Here is a 19,008-nt window from a genome sequence, read left to right as displayed (position 1 = left end):
TCGAGCGTATACTCAGCGCCCATGACGTTCGAGGCCGGTGCCGTCATCGGTCACTTTCGCATCGTCAAACCGCTCGGCGCCGGAGGCATGGGGATCGTCTACCTGGCCGAGGACCTGCAGCTCGCGCGGCACGTTGCGCTCAAGGTCCTGACCGCCACCGCCGATCCGTCGTCGTCCCGGCGTGTCCTGCGCGAGGCGCGCGCGGCCGGTGCCCTCGATCACCCCAACATCGCGGCAATTCACGAGGTGGCGGACCACGACGGCGTTCCCGTCATCGTGATGGCGTACTGCGCGGGAGAGACGCTCCAGGCGAGGCTTGCCCGCGGGACGCTGCCGATTCGGGAAATCGCGTCCGCCGCCGCGCAGGCCGCCGCGGGGCTGGCCGCTGCGCACGCGGGCGGCATCGTGCATCGCGATCTGAAGCCGGCGAACATGATGGTCGGCCCCGACGGGCACCTGCGGATTCTCGATTTCGGCCTGGCGACGATTGACGATCCGCGCGGCCTGGACGAGACGGCGTCACGGCTGACGGCGGTGGGGACCACCGCGGGGACGGTCGCCTACATGTCGCCGGAGCAGGCGCGGGGCGAACCGATCGATCAACGCACCGACATCTGGGCGCTCGGTGTCTCGCTGTACGAGCTGCTGACCGGCCGGCGTCCTTTCGATGGGGGCAATCCCTTCGCCACGATGCAGGCCGTGCTCACCGATACGCCCGTTCCGGTGCACACGCTGCGTCCGGACACGCCCTCGGTGCTGGCGGAGATCGTCGATCTCGCGCTGGAGAAGGATCGGGCCCGGCGATCGCTGACCGCGCGCGAGATTCATGGCCGCATCGTGGACTGGCAGGCGGCGCAGTCGGACGGCGCCCGAGTTCGCGCGCTGCCGATTCCGCGCCGCTGGCGGGCGGCGATCGGTGGTGCGATCGCCGTCCTGATGATCGCGGCCGCGGGTGTGGGATGGTGGTGGCAGCAGCGCCGGGACCGGGTGCGGTGGGCACGCGATGTCGCACTTCCGCGCATCCAGGCGCTGGCGAACGCCGATCAGTTCACCGCCGCTCTGGATCTCTCCCGCGAGGCCGAGCCGCTGCTGGCCGGCGATCCCGAGCTGGCGGCCGCGGTGCAGCGCGTGAGCCGCCGCATCGACATCGACTCGACCCCGCAGGGAAGCGACGTGTTCCATCGCGACTACGGGAGCAGGGACCCGTGGCGTCGACTCGGCTCGACGCCGGTGCGCAACGCGGTCATTCCGCGCGGCCTGCAGGAATGGCAGATCGTCCACGCCGGTTTTGCGACGATCAACGACGTGGGGCTGCTGCCGCCTTACGTCACGGTCAGGACCCGTGCCCCGGAGGTGCCGCACACGTATGTGATGGAGCCCCCCGATCGCATTCCGGCCGGGATGGTCCGCGCGTCGCCGCGCGGCCCGCAGCTGCTGGGCATCGCAGGGCTCGAGCACGTACCCGCCATCGAGCTCAATGATTTCTGGATCGACCGCTACGAGGTGACCAATCGCCAGTACAAGGCGTTCGTCGACGCCGGCGGCTACGCCGATCGCCGTTACTGGACGATGCCCTTCGTCAAGGACGGCAGGGAGCTGCGCTGGGAAGCGGCCGTGGATCTCCTGCGCGATCGAACCGGGCGGCCTGGTCCAAGCACGTGGGAACTGGGCACGTTCGGCAGCGGCAAGGAAGAGGAACCGGTGGGCGGGGTGAGCTGGTACGAAGCCGCCGCGTACGCGAACTTCGCGGGTAGAACGCTGCCGACGATCTTCCACTGGAGCGTCGCCGCCGATCGGAGAGGCACGAGCCAGGTGCTCCTGCAACTCGGACGGTTCCAGGCCAGCGGTCCTCTGCGGGTGGGTGCCTCGAACGCGCAGAGCCGCTTCGGCACGTTCGATCTCGCCGGCAACGTCAAGGAGTGGTGCTGGAACGAGGCCGGGGGCGGGCGCCGCTATACGCTCGGCGGCGGCTGGAACGACCCTGCGTACTTCTTCAATGATGCCGACGCGCGCTTGCCGTGGGAGCGGGAACCATCGCTCGGCTTTCGTACCGTGAAGCTCGCCGCGGACCTGCCGTCGGGCGCCGAAGCGGCGCGGCCGGTCGAGTTCTACTTCCGCGACTTCAGCCGCGCCCGGCCGGTCACCGACCAGGTGTTTCGCGCCTATGCCAGCCTCTATTCGTACGACCGAGGCGAGCTGGAGCCGAAGCTCGAGTCGACGGACGACTCGGCTCGCGACTGGCGGGTGGAGACGGTGACAGTCAACGCCGCCTATGGCGGCGAGCGGCTCGCGCTCTCCGTTCTCATTCCGAAGCGTGCCAGGCCGCCCTACCAGGCCCTGGTCTATTACCCGGGCATCACCGCGATTCATCAGCCGTCGAGCCGCGACGGTGTTGCGGGCATGCTGGACCTCGCCGAGTTCGTCGTCGGGAGCGGCCGGGTGATGGTGTTGCCGGTGCTGAAGAGCACGCACGAGCGGCGCGACGATCTGATCTCAGACTTCCCGAATTCGAGTACGTTCTTCCGCGATCACGTCGTGATGTGGTCGAAGGACGTTCAACGCACGGTCGATTACCTTCAGAGCCGGCCCGACATCATGCCCGACCGAATCGGCTACCTCGGCCGAAGCTGGGGCGCCGCGATGGGAACGATCATGGTGGCGACCGAACCGCGGTTCAAGCTCGCCATCTTCCACGTCGGCGGGTTCTATCACCAGCAGCCGCGGCCGGAAGCCGACGCGGTCAACTTCGCGCCCCGGGTGCGGGTGCCGACCCTGATGCTGAACGGCCGGTACGACTTCTTCTTCCCCGCTGATACCTCGCAGCAGGTCATGTTCGACCTGATCGGCGCCCCCGCATCCCACAAGCGGCGGGTGCTGTACGACACCAGCCACAATCTGCCGAGAGGCGAGAGGATGACGGAAACGCTCGCCTGGCTGGACAAGTACTTCGGCCCCGTCGTGCTGCGGTAGGCTCCGAGGCCAACCACTTCCTCGCGGTGTCTAAATTGACGAACGCCATGAAGACCCTGGCTCTCGCCCTCGCCACGGCTGCGGCATCGCTCGCGCTGCCTGCCGCGGCGTCGGCATGCAGCTGCGCCATGCCGGGTGATCCCTGCGCCGCGATCGAGAACGCCGACGTCGTCTTCATCGGGCGCGTCGTCGACCTGCAGCCCGGCTCGCGCGATCCGGCCAATCCGCGCCATCCGATGGCGCGGTTCGCGGTCGCGGAGGTGCTGCACGGCTCCATCACCGGGCCGGTTGTGCTGCCCAGCGGAAACGGCGGAAACTGCCTCGCCTCCTTCGCCGCGGGACGCGACTATCTGGTCTACGCGCGCATCGTTGGCGGCAGCCTCGAAGCCAGCTTGTGCAGCCGCACCAGCGAGCTGGCGGGTCGTCAGCACGAGGTCGACGTGCTGCGCGAGCGCCGCCGCGGCGTGACGGTTCCGCGACTCGCCGGCCGGATCACCGAGTCGCGCCAGCGTGTCGACGGCACGCCCGGTTCAGACCTGCTGCCGCTGCCGCGAATCGCCGTCACCGCGCGGCGCGGCCCGGACGTCCGCCGCGCCGTCAGCGACGCCGACGGCTATTTCGTTTTCCGGAATCTCGCGCCGGGCGATTACCGCGTCACCGCGGATCTGCCGCCAGGCTACGAGCGCGTTGCTGGCAATGATGCGGTCGTGCGGGTCGCCTGCTACGCCGACGCGAACATCGGCGTGATGCGGCTGCCGCTGCACGGCACGCTCGCGCTGGCGGACGGCAGCCGCGAGCTCAACGCGGTGACGATTCACGCCTACGCGATCGACCCGGCGACGCGTGCGCCGTCGCCCGGCCGCATGACCTTCACCTACGTGAATCATCTGGACGGGACGTGGTCGTTCGATGGACTGCCGCCTGGCGACTATCTGATCGCCGTCGGCACGCACTTCAAGCCGCGTTGGGACGCGAAGCGGATGCCGTTCTGGTATCCGGCGGCGGCGCGGCCGGAAGACGCGGCGATCGTCCGCGTTGGAGGTCCGGCGGTGCGGCTGGCGCTGCGCTATCCCGATCCGCCGCGCGAGGTTCAGTTCGCCGGCGTCATCATCGGTCCCGGTGATCGACCGGTTGAGGGGGGCGTCCTGCTCCACGATGTCGATGCGGGCCATGGGGTCGCCAACGCCTCCGCCGACGCGCGCGGCCGGTTTCGCGTCCGCGGGTGGGAAGGGCGGCGATACACGATCACCGGGTACGACTGCAACGGGCGCGTCGCGGCGATGTCCGACGCCCTGCCCGTCGATCCGGCGGCGGCCGCGTCGCTGCGCATCGTGCTGACCCGTCCGTGCCCCACCCCGAAGTGACCTGGCCGCCCGCAACACCCGGCCCTGAGGTATTTTCCCGCCGGAATGCGCGTTAGGTAGTGGAGCAGCTCTCGAGGCCGTTGACGGCGTCGCGGCATTTGCGCGTCGCGTGAGAGGACTGTTAGGATGCTGCGCCTTTCGCGGGAGTCCCATGACCCCTGAACGCTGGGAACGCGTCAAGACACTGTATGAGCTCGCACGGGCGCGTCCCCACAGGGAACGCTCGTCGTTCCTCGAGCGGGAATGCAAGGGCGACACGGACCTGCAGCTCGAGGTCGAGTCGCTGCTGGACCAGCCCGCCGGCACCGCCGAGTTCCTCGGCTTCGTCGGCGCCCCGGCCCGCACCGTCCGGGACGCTCCCGCGAGTGATGCCGCTCCGCTCCTCGTCGGGCGGCGCCTCGGATCCTTCGAGGTCCGATCGCTGCTCGGCCGCGGCGGGATGGGCGAGGTGTACCTGGCGCACGACCACAAGCTGGGTCGTGACGTCGCGATCAAGGTCCTGCCGCACGCGCTGACCTCCGATCCCGCCCGCGTGGCCAGCCTCGAGCGTGAGGCCCGCGTGGTCGCCGCACTGAACCATCCGCACATCGCGGCGATCCACGGCCTCGAGGAAAGCGCGGGCGTTCGCGGCCTCGTGCTGGAACTGGTCGAAGGGCAGACGCTGGCGCAGAAGCTCTCGGAAACCGCGGGCGCCGCGGCGCCGGGCCTGCGCTTGAAGGACGCCCTGAACATCGCCCGCCAGATCGCCGACGCGCTCGAAGCCGCGCACGACAAGGGCATCACGCACCGGGACCTGAAGCCCGGCAACATCAAGGTGACGCCCGACGGCGTGGTCAAGCTGCTCGACTTCGGCATCGCCAAGGTCGTGTCCGGCGACGACGCCAGCCTGGCGTTCACGCAGTCACAGACCGCCAGCGCCGCGACCCGTCCGGGCCTGATCGCCGGGACCGTGGGCTACATGAGCCCCGAGCAGGCGCGCGGCAAGGCGGTGGACAAGCGCACCGACATCTGGGCGTTCGGCTGCGTGCTCTTCGAAATGCTGTCGGGCCGGATGGCGTTCGACGGCGCCACGGTGACCGACACGATCGCCGCGATCCTCGAGCGGGATCCCGACTGGTCGACGCTGCCGCCCGACACGCCGCGGGCGGTTCGCCGCCTGATTCAGCGCTGTCTCGAGAAGGATCCGAAACAGCGGCTGCGCGACATCGCCGACGTCAGGGTCGAGATCGAGCACATCATCCAGTCGCCCGGCGAAGACCTCGACGCGGACCTCGCCGCCCACCAGTCGCGCACCTGGCGCCGCCGCGCGCAGATGGCGTTCGGGTTCGGCGCCGCGGCGCTCGCCGCGGCGGCAGGCCTGGCGGCGGTCTGGTGGCTGCGCGACGATCCGGCGGCGGCCGATGCCCGCGTCGTGCGGATGACGATCGACCTGCCGAAGGATCAGGAAATCGGGCCGGAGTTCAATTCGAAGGTCGCGCTGTCGGCTGACGGGACGCTGCTGGCATTCACGCCGCTGCCCGGACCGGTCTACATTCGGCGGCTGAATGGCCTGGAGAACCAGCCGCTGGAGATTACCGCGGCACCCGGTTTCCGCGGCGCCCCGCTCTTCTCCCCGGATGGCGCGTCGATCGCCTTCATCGAAGGCAACTCGAGCTTTTCAGCGTCGCGCCCGTTCCTCAAGGCCTCGATCGCGGGAGGCGCGCCAACCAAGCTGGTCGAGTACGACAGCTTTCACCGCGGCGACTGGGGGGCCGACGGCTGGATCTACTGGACCTCCACCTATCCCGGCGGCATCGTCCGCATTCGCGAGTCGGGCGGGGCGATTGAAACCGTCACCGACCTCGACCCGAGAAGCAGCGAGCGCAGCCATCGTTTCGCGCACCTGCTGCCGGGCGGCCGGGCTCTGCTCTTCACCGCGGCGTTCGAGGGGATCAGCAGCTACAACGACGCGCGCATCGAGTTGTGGGACATGGCCACGCGCCGGAGAAAGACGCTGATCGAGGGCGGGACGTCGGCGGTCTACTCTCCGTCGGGCCACATCGTCTATGCCCGCGGCGGCAAGCTGTTCGCCGCCGCGTTCGACCTGAGTCGCCAGGAAGTCACCGGCCCGGCGTTCCAGGTGCTCGACGGCGTGATGATGAGCGGCAACACCGGCGCCGCGCACTTCAGCATGTCGGCGCGCGGAGACCTCGCCTACGTTCCCGGCGCGTCCGACGGCGCCAACCGCACGCTCGTCTGGGTCGACCGATCCGGCAAGGCGGATCCGCTGCCGCTGCCGCCGGCGTCGTATCTCTATCCGCGGATCGCCCCGGACGGCCACGCCTTCGCCGTCGAGATCGAGGGGCCGAATCACGACTTCTACTTCTACGATTTCGCGCGCACCGTCCTCAGCAAGGTCACGACGGACGGGATGAGCCACGACCCGGTCTGGAGCGCCGACGGCAAGGAGGTGGCGTTCAGGTCCTGGCAGGCCGGCGGCATGACGCTGTGGCGGATGCCGGCGGATCGAAGTGCGCCCGCCACCCGGCTCGATCCATCAGGGACGCGGCAGAGCCCGGTGTCGTTCTCCCCCGACGGCCGCTTCCTGACGTTCGATCAGAAGGATCCGCGGACGCGCGACGACGTGATGGTGCTGCCGCTGGACGGCAGGCAGCCGGCGCTGCCGGTGGCGCAAACGCGGTTCGGCGAGGGCTCCGGCAAGTTCTCTCCGGACGGACGCTTCATCGCGTTCTCGTCGACCGAATCGGGACGTCCGGAGATCTACGTGCAGGCGTTCCCCGGGCCGGGCCTGAAGCTGCAGGTGTCGAACAATGGCGGAACCGATCCGGTGTGGCGCCGCCAGGGGGGAGAGCTCTACTATCGCAACGACGACAAGATGATGGCCGTCACGGTGACGACCTCGCCTGCCTTCCGCGCCGAAGCGCCGCGGCTGCTGTGGGAATCGCCGTACTCGCACGGCACGGGTTCGTCGTGTGGCATGCCCGGCGTGGCCTCGGCCAGCTACGACGTGTCCGCCGACGGCCAGCGCTTCCTCATGGTGCGAGAGGACTACCCCGCGGGCGCCACGCAGATCGTCGTCGTGCTCAACTGGGCGGAAGAAGTGAAGGCCAGGGAGCGCGCGGCGCGCCAGACCGCCGGCGCGCGCTGAGCGCTCCCGCTCACTGCGAGCGCGAGAGGTCCCGCCGCAGCCACGCTTTGGCGATCGTCCACTCCCGCACGAGGGTTGCCGCCGATATGCCCAGGACCTCCGCCGCTTCATCGATCGTCAGGCCGCCGAAGTAGCGCAGCTCCACGATCCGCTCCTGCCGCGGATCGATGACCGCCAGCCGCCGGAGCGCTTCGTCGAGGGCCAGCGCATCGATGTCCTTGTGGCCCTCCGCAATCGGCTCTTCGGCGGTCAGGGTCACGCGCTCCCAGGCGCCGCCGCGCTTCTCCGCCCGCCGCCGCCGCGCGTCGTCGACGAGAATCCGGCGCATCATGTTGGCGGCGACGCCGAAGAAGTGGGCGCGATTGCGCCACCGGACCTGATTCTGATCCACGAGGCGGACGAAGGCTTCGTGCACCAGGGCGGTGGGCTGCAGCGCGTGGCCGGCATCTTCCTGCCGCATGTAGGCCGCCGCGACCCGGCGCAGGTCCGCGTAGACGATCGGCATGAGGTCGTCGAGCGCCTCCCGGCGGCCGTCGCTCCAGGCGATCAGCAGTCGGGTGATATCGGTGGGCGCGGGAGTGTCATCCGCCATCAGCGTCGAGCGAGGATAAGGCCAGACTCGCCGCGATGGCAATAAGTTCAGGAATTGCTTGATGTTCCCGTGACCCGCCCCGCGCGCGGCCGCGGCAGCGATCCTTTGCCCCCGGGCCCGCCGCGGGTGTATAACGGACTTACCGACAAGTCACAGAAACTCGGATCGATCAGGGGAAGGTGTTCCATGGCGCAGACTCCCATGGATTGGTCGACCGGCGCTCCGCTCCACGACGCCTCGGCGTCCTCCAGGCACGCTCCGCAGGCCTGCCGCTGGGGCGACTCCACTCTGTACACGACATTTCCGGAATGGCTCAGCGCGTGGGACGCGCCGTGGACTTGCCGTCATCCAGCGCACACCGGGCCGCTCGAGACGGTCGAGACGTGCACGTCCTGTCCCGACTGGCGTCCGCGAGAACCTACACGATGATCGAGTACCTCGAGGGCAGTCATGACCGACAAACCGCGCTACCCAGGGATCCGCGTCACCGCGAACGGTAACCAGCTCGTCTCGTATCACACCGAGACCCGCATCGCAGATGCCGGCGTCTTCTATCCGATCACGCCATCCACGGAGGGGGGAGAGCTGTACCAGCAGGCCTTCGCCGAAGGCCATCTGAACGTGTTCGGCCGGAACACGCTCGCCATCGAAGCCGAGGGGGAACACGCCGCGCAGGGCGGGGCCATCGCCCATTCCGTCAGCGGCAAGCGGGTCGTCAATTACACGTCCGGACAAGGGGTGGTCTACGGCGTCGAGCAGTACTACCACGCGCCGGGCAAGTGCTCGACGATGGTGCTCGAAGTCGCGGCGCGGGCGCTGACCAAGCACGCGCTCAACGTTCACTGCGGCCATGACGACGTGTACGGCGCGCTCGATACCGGGTGGATCATCGTCTTCGGCAAGGACGCGCAGCAGGCCGCCGATCAGGCGCTGATTCTGCGCCGCGTCACCGAGCTCAGTCTCACGCCGGGAATGAACGTGATGGACGGCTTCCTCACGTCGCACCTCGAGCGGACGTTCTACAAGCACGAAGCGGGTCTGATCCGCGAGTATCTCGGCGCGCCGGACGACATCATCGAGTGTCCGACCGACAGCCAGCGGAAGCTCTTCGGCCCCCGGCGGCGGCGCGTGCCCAAGATGATCGATCTCGCCAACCCTGTCCTCCTCGGTCCGGTCCAGAACCAGGAGCACTACATGCAGGGAGTGGTGGCGCGGCGGAACAATTTCATCGAGCCAATCCTGGACTTTTTCGACGCGGCGTACAAGGACTTCGCGGCGCTCACCGGCCGTCATTACGGCCTCGTCACTCAGTACAAGTGCGACGACGCCGACACGGTGTTCGTGTCGCTCGGCTCGGCGGCGGAGAACATCGAGGCGGCGGTCGACCACCTGCGGCGGCGCGAGCACGCGCGGGTCGGTTCGATCCACATCAACGTCTTCCGGCCGTTCCCCGAGGCGGCGGTCGTCACCGCGCTGGCGGGGAAGAAGAACGTCATCGTCCTCGAGCGGACGGACGAACCGATGGCCGGCGACAACCCGATGGGGCGGGACATCCGCACGGCGTTGAACAAGGCGCTGCAGGGCGTGGACGGCCTGCCGGCGTTGACGCCGGATCGGATGCCGCGGCTGTTCGGCGGCGTCTACGGTCTCGGGTCGCGCGACTTCCGTCCCGAGCACACGATCGGCGCCTACGAATACGTCACCGGGCGCCGCGCGCGGAAGGACGGCAAGCGCGCGGCGGACGGCGCGTCGTTCATCGTGCTCGGCGTCGATCATCCCTACGAAGTGAAGTCGGACGACACGCCGTCGCTGCTGCCCGACAAGGCGATCGCCGTCCGCTTCCATTCGGTCGGCGGGTGGGGCGCGATCACGACCGGCAAGAACCTCGGCGCGATCATCGGCGACCTGAACGACCTGCTCTACGAGCGCGACCGCGTCGTCGACGAGTTCGGCAACCCGAAGGAGATCATCCACGTCAGCGCCAACCCGAAATACGGATCGGAGAAGAAGGGGGCGCCGACGTCGTACTTCATGATCGCGGCGCCGGAGCGCATCCGCGTCAACTGCGACCTCCGCCACGTCAACGTCGTCCTCTGCTGCGACCCCAAGGCGTTCACCCACACCAACCCGCTGGACGGGATGGCGGAAGGCGGCAGCCTGGTCTGGGAGTCGGAGGAGGAAGGCGAGGCCGCCTGGGAGCGGCTGCCGCTCTGGGCGCGCCGGCAGATCATCGACAAGAAGATCCGCGTCTTCACGCTGCCGGGCTTCAAGATCGCGCGTGAGGCGACCGACCGCGGCGACCTGCAGCTGCGGATGCAGGGGAACGCGTTTCTCGGCGCCTTCTTCTCGGTGTCGCCGATGCTCGCGGACTTCCGGATCACGCCGGAGCAGTTCCGCGACGCCGTGCACAAGCAGTACGTGAAGAAATTCGGCAAGCTCGGCGAGGCGGTCGTCGCCTCCAACATGGAGGTCATGACCAAGGGCTTCGAGCTGGTGCGCGAGATCAACGTCGGCGAGCTGGAGGCGCCGGACCGCTCGACGCTGCGCGGCAAGGCGCTGCTGCCGGTCGCGATGGCCCCGAGCGTCGCCGCGCGGGAAGGCTGCGGCACCGGCTGCCGGACCGTCGAGCCGCCGGCCGGCCAGGCCGAGCGTCCGCCGCTGATGCGCGTCGCCGAGTTCGACGCCAACTTCCGGGCGAAGCTCGGGTACAACCAGCCGGCGAACGCCTACGCCTCGCTCGGCATCATGGCGGCGGGCAGCGGCGACACCGCGTCGAAGTACGTGGCGCGCCGCGAGACGCCGCTCTACATCCCCGAGAACTGCACGCAGTGCATGGAGTGCATCGCGGTCTGCCCGGACACGGCGCTGCCGAACTGCTCGCAGGATCTCGACACGATTCTGCGCACCGCGGTGAGCAACTACGTGAGCGACAGCGGCGAGCGCGCGAAGATGCTCGATCTGCTGCCGGAGATCTCCAGGCGCACGCGCGAGCTGATGCGCGCCGCCGTCGCCGGCAAGGAGGCGCCGCCGCCGCAGGCCTTCATCCGCAAGGTCACCCACGAGGTCAACGGCTTCTCGGCGCGAGCGAAAGAGGAGTTCTTCGGCATCATCGACAAGGTGCCGATGGCCTATCAGAAGGCCAACGCGATCTTCGCGACGCCGGAGAAGAAGAGCCCGGGGTCCGGCGGCATCTTCTCGATCTTCGTCTCGGACCTCTGCAAGGGGTGCGCGGCGTGCGTCACGGCGTGCGGCGATCACCAGGCGCTGCGGATGGTGCAGGAAACCGAGGAGGTCAACGCCGAACACGAGAGCGGCACCGCCTTCCTCAACCTGCTGCCCGACACCGCGCAGAAGTACCTCGGGCTCTACAACGACACGCGTCCGCAGGATTCGAAGACCGCGACGCTCCGCAACATGCTGATGGTGCGGCGCAACTACGATGCGCTCGTCTCGGGCGACGGCGCCTGCGCCGGCTGTGGTGAGAAGAGCATCCTGCGCTCGGTGACGGCCGTGACCGAGTCGTACATGCGCCCGCTCTTCCACGCCAAGGCGGATCGGTTCCGGCGCAAGGCCGACGACCTGGAGAAGACCGGCGGGCAGAAGCTTGCGGCGCTGAAGGCGCGCAGCCAGGAACACTACGACCTGTTCCGGCAGGCGGTGGCGCACCTGGTGATGGGACTCGGCGGCGAGGACGACGCGGACACCAGGGCCCGCATCGCCGCACACGGCCCGATCTCGGACCAGGACGTGATCGGCGCGATCGCCGCCGTGCTGCGCCACGAAGCGTTCATCCACAAGAACCTGCAGCCCGTCGACGGCCGCGCCGCGAACGGCCAGGCGGTGATGGCCATGGCGGCGCACACCGGCTGCAACACCGTGTACGGATCGACGCCGCCCAACAACCCGCACCCCTATCCGTGGATGAACTCGCTCTTCCAGGACGGCATCACGGTGGGCTGGCTGCTCGGCGAGAGCTTCATCGTCGATCACGGCCGCCGCTCGGTGATCCCGGAGCGGCTGGCCGACGCGCTGATGCAGCGCGACACCGAGGTCATCACCCCGCGCGAGTACTACGAGTACGCGCACTTCAGCGATGCGCTGATGACCGACCAGGAAGTCCTCGAGATGCCGAAGGTCTGGGTCGTCGGCGGCGACGGCGGCATGGGCGACATCGGCTACCAGAACATGTCGAAGGTCATCCTGCAGAACCGGCCGAACGTCAAGGCGGTGATGCTCGACACCCAGGTCTATTCCAATACCGGCGGGCAGAACTCCGACTCGACGCCGATGCTCGGCGGCAACGACATGAACATGTTCGGCGCCGCGACGCAGGGGAAGAACGTCGAGAAGAAGACGGTGGCCGAGACGTTCCTGGCGGGCCACGGGTCTCCGTTCGTCGCGCAGGTGTCGATTGCCAACGCGCCGAAGCTGTATCGCGCGATTCTCGACGGCATCGAGTACCGCGGCACGGCGTTCCTCCAGTGCTTCACCACCTGCCAGCCGGAACACGGCGTCGCCGACGACATGGCGCTGACCCAGGCGCAGCGGGTGCGCGATTCACGCGGCGCGCCCGAGTTCGTCTTCAACCCGCGTCTCGGCGAGAGCTACCAGGACGCGCTCGACATCAAGGGCAACCCGACGATCGACATGGACTGGTACGAGACCAAGTTCAAGGCGACCAACGAGAGCTACCGCTACACCGTGGCGCACTGGTGCGCGACGGAGGCCCGCTTCCGGAACCATCTGAAGAAGGTCAAGGCCGAGGACGCGGCGAAGCTGATCCCGCTCGAGAACATGCTCGTGCGGATCACGCAGCAGGACGTCGTCTACCGGCGGTACCTGGTGCAGGGGCACCGGTCTCACGTGCCCGATTTCGGGGTCTTCATCACCGTGCAGGGGAGCAACGGCCACGTCGAGTACCGGGCCATCTCGCGGCAGCTCGTGCTCTTCTGCGTCGAGCGCCGCAAGGCGTGGCGCATGCTGCAGAGCAAGGCGGGCGTCGAGAACCGCGAGTACAAGGCGCAGCGCGCGCTGCTGGCGGACGTCGACGCGGGACGGATCCCGCTCGACGAATTCTTCGCCCACGCCGAGTCGCTGCTCAAGGCGCGGATCGGCGGTCCGGCCGCCGCGCACAAGGCGCCCGAGCCGCGGGCACCGCGCCCGGCAGCTGCCGCCGCCGCCGCGGCGCCGCCGCCCGACGGCGCGGTCTCGGCCGGCGTGTAGCTGCGACAGCGCAGAGGCGCGGGACGCGCGGGACGCGATCCGGTCTAGGCGGGCATCCGCTGACGCTTGACGTCGATGTCGCCGATCACCGCATCGATCGAGCTCCTGCGTCCTGCGCCGTACGCCGCCGCCCACGACTCGGGACCGAGCCGGGTACGCGCCTCGCGCTCGATCCGCGCGGGGAGATCCTCGACCGTCTTGTCCACGATCGTCGGCCCCATGCCTTCGCTCAGCGCGTCGCGCGTGCCGAGAATCTTCGCCACCCAGCCGTCATCCCCCTCCAGGGAGGCCGCCGCCGCGAGCGGGACCAGCGCATACGCGTAGGCGAAGTTGTCGTGAAGCTCGCGGATGCCGTGGAGGCTCTCCCGCAGCAGCGCGATCGCCTCGTCGGCGTTGCCGCGGCGCACCGCCAGGACGGCGCGGATGTAAAGCCAGAGCGAGAGGAACCACGGGCCGGCGTCGTGCAGCGAGGCCGACGCGTCACCGAGCAGGCGTTCGGCTTCGTCGTTGTCACCGGCCGCCAGCGCCACCCACGCCATGCCGGTGAGCGCATCTCCGGTGCCCCACGACGCGGCCGCCGCCTTGAATCCCTCACGCGCCCGCTCGAACCACTCGCGCGCGGCGTCCAGATTGCCCGCCGCGTGTTCGATGTACCCGAACAACCACTCGGCCTGCACCACGGCTTCGCCGTCGCCGATGCGCTCGGCGAGCGCGATGCCGCGCCGGACCCGCGTCCGTGCCTGCCCGAGTTCCCCCTGCGTGTACAGCATGGCCGACGCGCCAAGGTGCGCCCTCGACGCGGCGCCGGGAAGCAGCGACGGCAGATTCAGAATCTGCTCGTACCAGCGGAGACCTTCCGCGGCGTGCCCCCGGATGACCCAGAAGAGCGTCAACCCCCACGCGATCCCGGCGGCGTCGGCGGCGCGGTCGTGCTCGACGAGCCACGTCAGGGCGGCGCGGAAGCTGGCGAGGTTCTCACGCGTGCGATCGAGCCATTCGACCTCGTCGAGTCCGACCAGTCCGGCGATCGCCAGCGAGGCCTCGTCGGTGCAAAACCGCACGAGCCCTTCCATGGCCTCATCGCGCTCGCCGGACGCGGCGAGCTCGACCGCCGCGTACGCCCGGACGGTTTCCAGCATGCGGAACAGCGGCCGGCCCACCGCCGCCGTCTCGGCGCGGAGCAGAAGGTTCATGTCGAAGAGGTCAGCCGCCGCGCGCAGCGCGGCGTCGGTGCCGTCGGCGGCGGCGTCGCGGCCGGAGAGGACGGCGGCGGCCGCCGCGATCGGGAACACGCCGGGCAGCGCGCCGAAGCGGCGGAAGGCGTGCCGCTGCTCCGCGCCGAGGAGCTGATAGCTCCACGCGACGGTCGCGTTCATCGTCTGCTGCCGTTCCGGGAGGTCGCGGCGGCCGCCGTCGGACGGCAGGACGTCCTGTTCGAGCCGGCGGAGCAGACCGTCGGCGGTCAGCACCTTCATCCACGGCGCGGCCAGTTCGAGCGCAAGCGGCAGCGCATCGAGCCGCCGGCAGATTCCCGCCACGGCTGCCGCGTTCGCGGAGGTGAGGCGGAACTCGGGCTGGACGTCCTGAATCCGATCGAGGAAGAGACGCACCGCCGGAGTCCGCGCCAGATCGGCAGGCGCCATGGCTTCGGCGCCCGGCTCCAACTCGAGAGGCTCCACGGCGTGCACGCGCTCGCCGCGCAGCCGCAGCGGCGCGCGGCTGGTGGCGAGCACGCGCAGGGACGCGACCGACGTCAGAAGGTCCGCGATGACCGGCGCCGTCTCGAGCACGTGCTCGAAGTTGTCGAGCACCAGCAGCGTCGCGTGATCCTGAAACGCCACGCGGAGGCGGCGAGGCAGGTCGAGGGCGGTCACATCCACCAGCCCGAGCGACTCGGCGATCGCCGCCGCGACCAGGGACGGATCGCGAATGACCGCCAGCGACACGAAGCGCACGCGCGTCGAGCCGTCCTGCATCACGGCGCGGGCGAGTTCCAGTGCCAGCCGGGTCTTGCCGACGCCTGCCGGGCCGGCGAGCGTGATCAGGCGGCCGGCCGGATCGGCCAGCCACTGGCGCAGCGTCCGCACGTCCGCCTCCCGGCCGACGAGCGGAGTGAGCGGCGCGGGCAGCAGGACGCCGGTCAGCTCGTCGACCGCCGTCGCCTGAGGAGATGAGCGGGCGCTTCCGACGAACGCGTCGCGCCCCGCGCCGGTGAGGTCCAGCGCCGTGGACAGCGCGCGCACGGTCTCGACGTGAGGCCGGCGCCGTTCGCCTCGTTCCAGCGCGCTCACGGCGTGAACCGAGAGCCCCGCAATCGTGGCGAGCTCCTCCTGCGTGAAGCCGGCCGCCTCGCGGAGGGACTTGAGCCGCCCGCCGAACGACGCCGCGGCTTCCTGCTTCATCGGCGCCTCGATTCTATGCCACTCGCCGGAGGATTCCCCCAAAATCGGGTGGCCGCCTCGCCGTCCGCCGCGGCAGGGCGCGATATGATTCGCCGATGCCTTCGCTCACGATCGCGCTCGGCGCCGTCCTCGTCGTCCTCGGGCTCGGCGGCTATCTCCTGACCGGCGCGGCGAGCCTGACCGCGCTCATCCCGGCCGCCTTCGGTGCCGTGCTGGCTCTGGCCGGTGCGATCGCGCGCGACGAGCGCCGGCGCAAGCACGCGATGCACGCGGCAGTCCTCGTCGCGCTGCTCGGGTTCCTGGGATCGTTCCGCGGCCTGCTGCAGATCGGCGCTCTGCTGGACGGCACGGCGGCCCGCCCGGCCGCAGTCGTGTCGCAGGCCATCATGGCCCTGCTGACGCTCGTGTATCTGGTCATCGCCATCCGGTCGTTCGTCAACGCCAGGATGCGGCGCGTGTCATGAGTGGGTAGCCGCCGCGCGGCAATGCTACTCTCACGCCGATCATGTGGCTGTGGCTTGGCGCGATCGCGGCCCTTGCGCTGCAGTCCGCGCCCGCCGCGCAGGAGGGGAGTTCTGCCGAACCCCCGGCCCGCATCTCTGTCACGCCGGAGATCGTTCGTCAGACTTACTGCGATGGCCGCGGCGAGATCAACGTCCTGCAGCTTCGGGTGAAACTGCGGTTCAGGAACGACGGCGACAGTCCCGCCGTGCTGTATCTGGGATCGCCAGCGGTGGTGCGAATCGTGCTGGCGAGGGACGAGGGGGCGCTGCTCGACGGCGTGTACCGGACGGATCTGTTTCCGTCGGTTTACTCGGCCGCCGCGGCACCAGTCAGCAGCCGGTTCTACGCGCTTCCACCCGGCCGGACGACGTCCGCCGACCTGCCGCTGGCCGTGGCGATCCCCTTCGCGCTGCACTCCGCCGACGTTCCCGGCATTGCCCGCGCCGGGTCGCACGTGCTGCGCCTGACGGTCAATCTCTGGCCCGACGATCCCGCCTTGACGGACACCTGGTCCCGACAACTGGCCGGGAAGGGACGGCTCGTTCACTCGTTGCTGGTGACCAAGCCGATCCCCCTCGAGATTGCCCGCCGTCCACGACTCGTCCGGTGCGAGTAGGACGCCGCACCGCGTCTACTTGACGTACCAGTGGCCCGCGAGCGACGCGCTCAGCTTGTCGGCCTCGAATCCAGGGAACGCCGCCGGCAGCTTCCGGTAGCCGAATTCGACGCTCAGCCCGAACCGCTGCGCGGTCGCGAACGTCAGTTCGCTGCCGGCGAACACGCGAACGCCGACGCCGTTGCCGGCCGGCTGAACCAGGTCGGCCGAGGCGACGCTCAAACTCTGGCGATGGAAGCTCACGCCGGACCCGACGTACGGGCGGATCCAGACGTAGTCGCTCACGTGATCCATCAGCGCGAACACCGCCGCCGGTTCGACCTGGAACGAGGTCACACGCCCCGCCGCGACGCTGCTCGTCATCGTGTCCCGCATGAACGAGAGCTGGAGGCCGACGCGGTCGTTGCGCCACACGCGCGCGGTCGCGCCAACGCTGCGCCTCAAGCCGACCCGCCCGCCGAGGCCGAGCATGTGACTGATCGGGGCGCCGGTCGCTTGATCGCTCACCGCGACCTGATCGCGCGGCAGCCGCTGCGCCAGCGCCGGCGCCGTCGTCGTTGTCGCCGCCCCCGTAGCCGTGGCCGCCGCGCCATGCTCGGCCGGCGAGGACGGCGCGACGGTCGCCGCGGGTACGCCCCCCTTCGATGACGCGAGCCGTCCCATGGTGAGGTGCACGTACCCGACGCCGTCAGGCGCGTCGGGCCAGGGCACCTTCGCCCAGCTTCCCAGGTTGCGCGAGACGGGCAGAACGGTGCCGCGCGGGGCACGGCCGATGACCGGAGTGACAGTGGTCGGCCCCTTGTACACGTCCGCCGACGGAGCGGTCACCGTGAACACCATCTCCTGAGCGGACACCAGCGCCGGATTCAGCGTGAGCGCGAGGACGATGGCCGCGCTGCGACGAGTCATTTCATCCCTCCTGCAGACAGATCCGATTCCCGGCTGACGGTTTTGACAGCGACGGGGCGGGAATCCGCCGGAAATTGCGCAGATCGCGCAAGCACGAGAGAAATAGCAAGATGCCTTCCCGGCGCGGCTGTCGGGCCGCTACTTGCGATGGGCGAGGTGCAGAGCGGCGGGGTGGGTGTCGCCCGGATGCTGCGCGGGGGGCGCGAACGCGCGCAGCAGCAGAAGCGCCGCGGTCAGGGCGAGCGCCGCGGGCGTCAGCCGGCCGAGCGCGGTGCGGACCCGCACCGGCACCGCCGACGAGGCGAGCGCCAACGCCGCGAGTCCCGGCGTGGTGCCGGCGCCGAATCCCGCCATCAGCGCGATCGCGCCGCCGACGGAGGCCGTGGCGGCCGCGGCCGTGAGCGCGGCGTAGAGCAGCCCGCACGGCATCAGCCCGTGCACGGCGCCGCCGGCCAGTGGACCGGCGATGCCGTGCCGCTGCATCCAGCCGGCGGTGAATCCGCCGATGCGTCCGACGATGGCGCGGTACCGGGTGGCCACCGGTTCCGGCATGCGGCCGTGCCGGAACCCGAGCGCGCGATCGAGAAGCACGATCGCCGCGGCGACCGCGGCCGCGCGGCCGGCGGCCGTGGGCGTGAGCGCCATCCCGAGCATGCCGGCAATCGCCGCGAGAACGAGGTATATGGCGATCCGGCCGGCGTGGTACAGCGCGGCATGGCCGACCTGTGCCGCGCGCGTGGGGCGGCGAAGCGTCCGTCCCACGGCGAGGACCAGCGGTCCGCACATCGCCGCGCAGTGTCCGCTCGCCGCCAGCCCGATGACGACGCCGCTGAGGAACTCGGTCATCGGAGGCTGATCGGGCGCTCGACGTAGAACTCGCGCCCCGCCGACGTCCACGCGAGCTGGACGATCCAGAGCCCGGCGGCGGCGTCCTGCATCGCGACCCGCTGGCGCCCGTCCGCATCGAGCGACAAGTCGACGTGGCGGTCGGCGGCGGCGTTGGACGGCCGATAGAGCGTGATCGTGCCGCGCACCGGCCGCAGTGCGGAGGGCAGCGCGATCTCGATCGAACGTCCCGCCTCTCTCACCAGCGCGGCCGGATCCAGCCCCTCGGCATTGGCCGCCGCCTGCATCCGCTCGTCCTGCCGCAGCGACTCCGCGTAGTAATCGGGACGGACGAGATCCACGGGCCGGCTCATCGCGAAGGCGACGAAGCCCGCCGTGCTCAGGGCGAACAGCGTGTAGACGCCGGCGATCGCCGCACCCCAGCTGACCTTCAT

Annotated in this window: 11 protein-coding genes; 6 read left to right on the top strand and 5 right to left on the bottom strand. The window is 69.8% G+C overall.

Annotated features, from left to right (window positions below; all coding sequences use genetic code 11):
- The first annotated feature begins 21 nt into the window (after positions 1-21).
- The 3 genes from VFK57_17985 to VFK57_17975 all read left to right on the top strand — a co-directional run bounded on the left by VFK57_17985 (position 22) and on the right by VFK57_17975 (position 7,482).
- Positions 22-2,970, top strand: a complete 2,949-nt coding sequence (locus VFK57_17985; protein ID HET7697610.1) for a protein kinase — start codon at positions 22-24, stop codon at positions 2,968-2,970.
- A gap of 47 nt (positions 2,971-3,017) precedes the next feature.
- Entirely contained in the window at positions 3,018-4,334 is a 1,317-nt protein-coding gene (locus VFK57_17980) for a carboxypeptidase regulatory-like domain-containing protein (protein HET7697609.1), read from the top strand.
- A 151-nt stretch (positions 4,335-4,485) separates the two neighbouring features.
- A complete protein-coding gene (locus VFK57_17975; GenBank protein ID HET7697608.1) occupies positions 4,486-7,482 on the top strand; it encodes a protein kinase in 2,997 nt (998 codons plus the stop codon).
- 10 nt (positions 7,483-7,492) lie between these two features.
- Here VFK57_17975 and VFK57_17970 read toward each other — a convergent pair whose 3' ends face one another.
- Entirely contained in the window at positions 7,493-8,074 is a 582-nt protein-coding gene (locus VFK57_17970; GenBank protein HET7697607.1) for a sigma-70 family RNA polymerase sigma factor, read from the bottom strand.
- Between the two features lie 450 nt (positions 8,075-8,524).
- On the opposite strand from VFK57_17970, the gene VFK57_17965 reads away from it, so the two are divergent.
- On the top strand, positions 8,525-13,297 hold the full coding sequence (locus VFK57_17965; GenBank protein ID HET7697606.1) for a 2-oxoacid:acceptor oxidoreductase family protein: 4,773 nt from the start codon (positions 8,525-8,527) through the stop codon (positions 13,295-13,297).
- Positions 13,298-13,341: 44 nt separating this feature from the next.
- Here the strand turns inward: VFK57_17965 and VFK57_17960 are convergent, their stop codons facing one another.
- Positions 13,342-15,699, bottom strand: a complete 2,358-nt coding sequence (locus tag VFK57_17960; GenBank protein ID HET7697605.1) for a helix-turn-helix domain-containing protein — start codon at positions 15,697-15,699, stop codon at positions 13,342-13,344.
- Between the two features lie 95 nt (positions 15,700-15,794).
- Here VFK57_17960 and VFK57_17955 point away from each other — a divergent pair, with 95 nt between their 5' ends.
- Both VFK57_17955 and VFK57_17950 read left to right on the top strand, forming a co-directional pair.
- The gene (locus VFK57_17955; GenBank protein HET7697604.1) at positions 15,795-16,163 is read left to right on the top strand and encodes a hypothetical protein; all 369 of its coding nucleotides are present in this window, start codon (positions 15,795-15,797) and stop codon (positions 16,161-16,163) included.
- A gap of 41 nt (positions 16,164-16,204) precedes the next feature.
- A complete protein-coding gene (locus VFK57_17950; protein HET7697603.1) occupies positions 16,205-16,819 on the top strand; it encodes a hypothetical protein in 615 nt (204 codons plus the stop codon).
- Positions 16,820-16,834: 15 nt separating this feature from the next.
- On the opposite strand, the gene VFK57_17945 is transcribed toward VFK57_17950, so the two are convergent.
- The 3 genes from VFK57_17945 to VFK57_17935 form a co-directional block, all read right to left on the bottom strand.
- Complete coding sequence (locus tag VFK57_17945; protein ID HET7697602.1) at positions 16,835-17,728, bottom strand: hypothetical protein; 894 nt, start codon at positions 17,726-17,728, stop codon at positions 16,835-16,837.
- Positions 17,729-17,866: 138 nt separating this feature from the next.
- Positions 17,867-18,574, bottom strand: a complete 708-nt coding sequence (locus tag VFK57_17940) for a sulfite exporter TauE/SafE family protein (protein HET7697601.1) — start codon at positions 18,572-18,574, stop codon at positions 17,867-17,869.
- Positions 18,571-19,008, bottom strand: coding sequence for a FixH family protein (locus VFK57_17935; GenBank protein HET7697600.1), 438 nt, complete (start codon positions 19,006-19,008; stop codon positions 18,571-18,573). The genes VFK57_17940 and VFK57_17935 overlap by 4 nt, the downstream gene beginning before the upstream one ends.

The organism is Vicinamibacterales bacterium (assembly GCA_035699745.1).
Taxonomy (GTDB): domain Bacteria; phylum Acidobacteriota; class Vicinamibacteria; order Vicinamibacterales; family 2-12-FULL-66-21; genus JAICSD01.
Note: the sequence above shows the minus strand (reverse complement) of the source record. Positions and strands in the feature narration are given on the sequence as shown.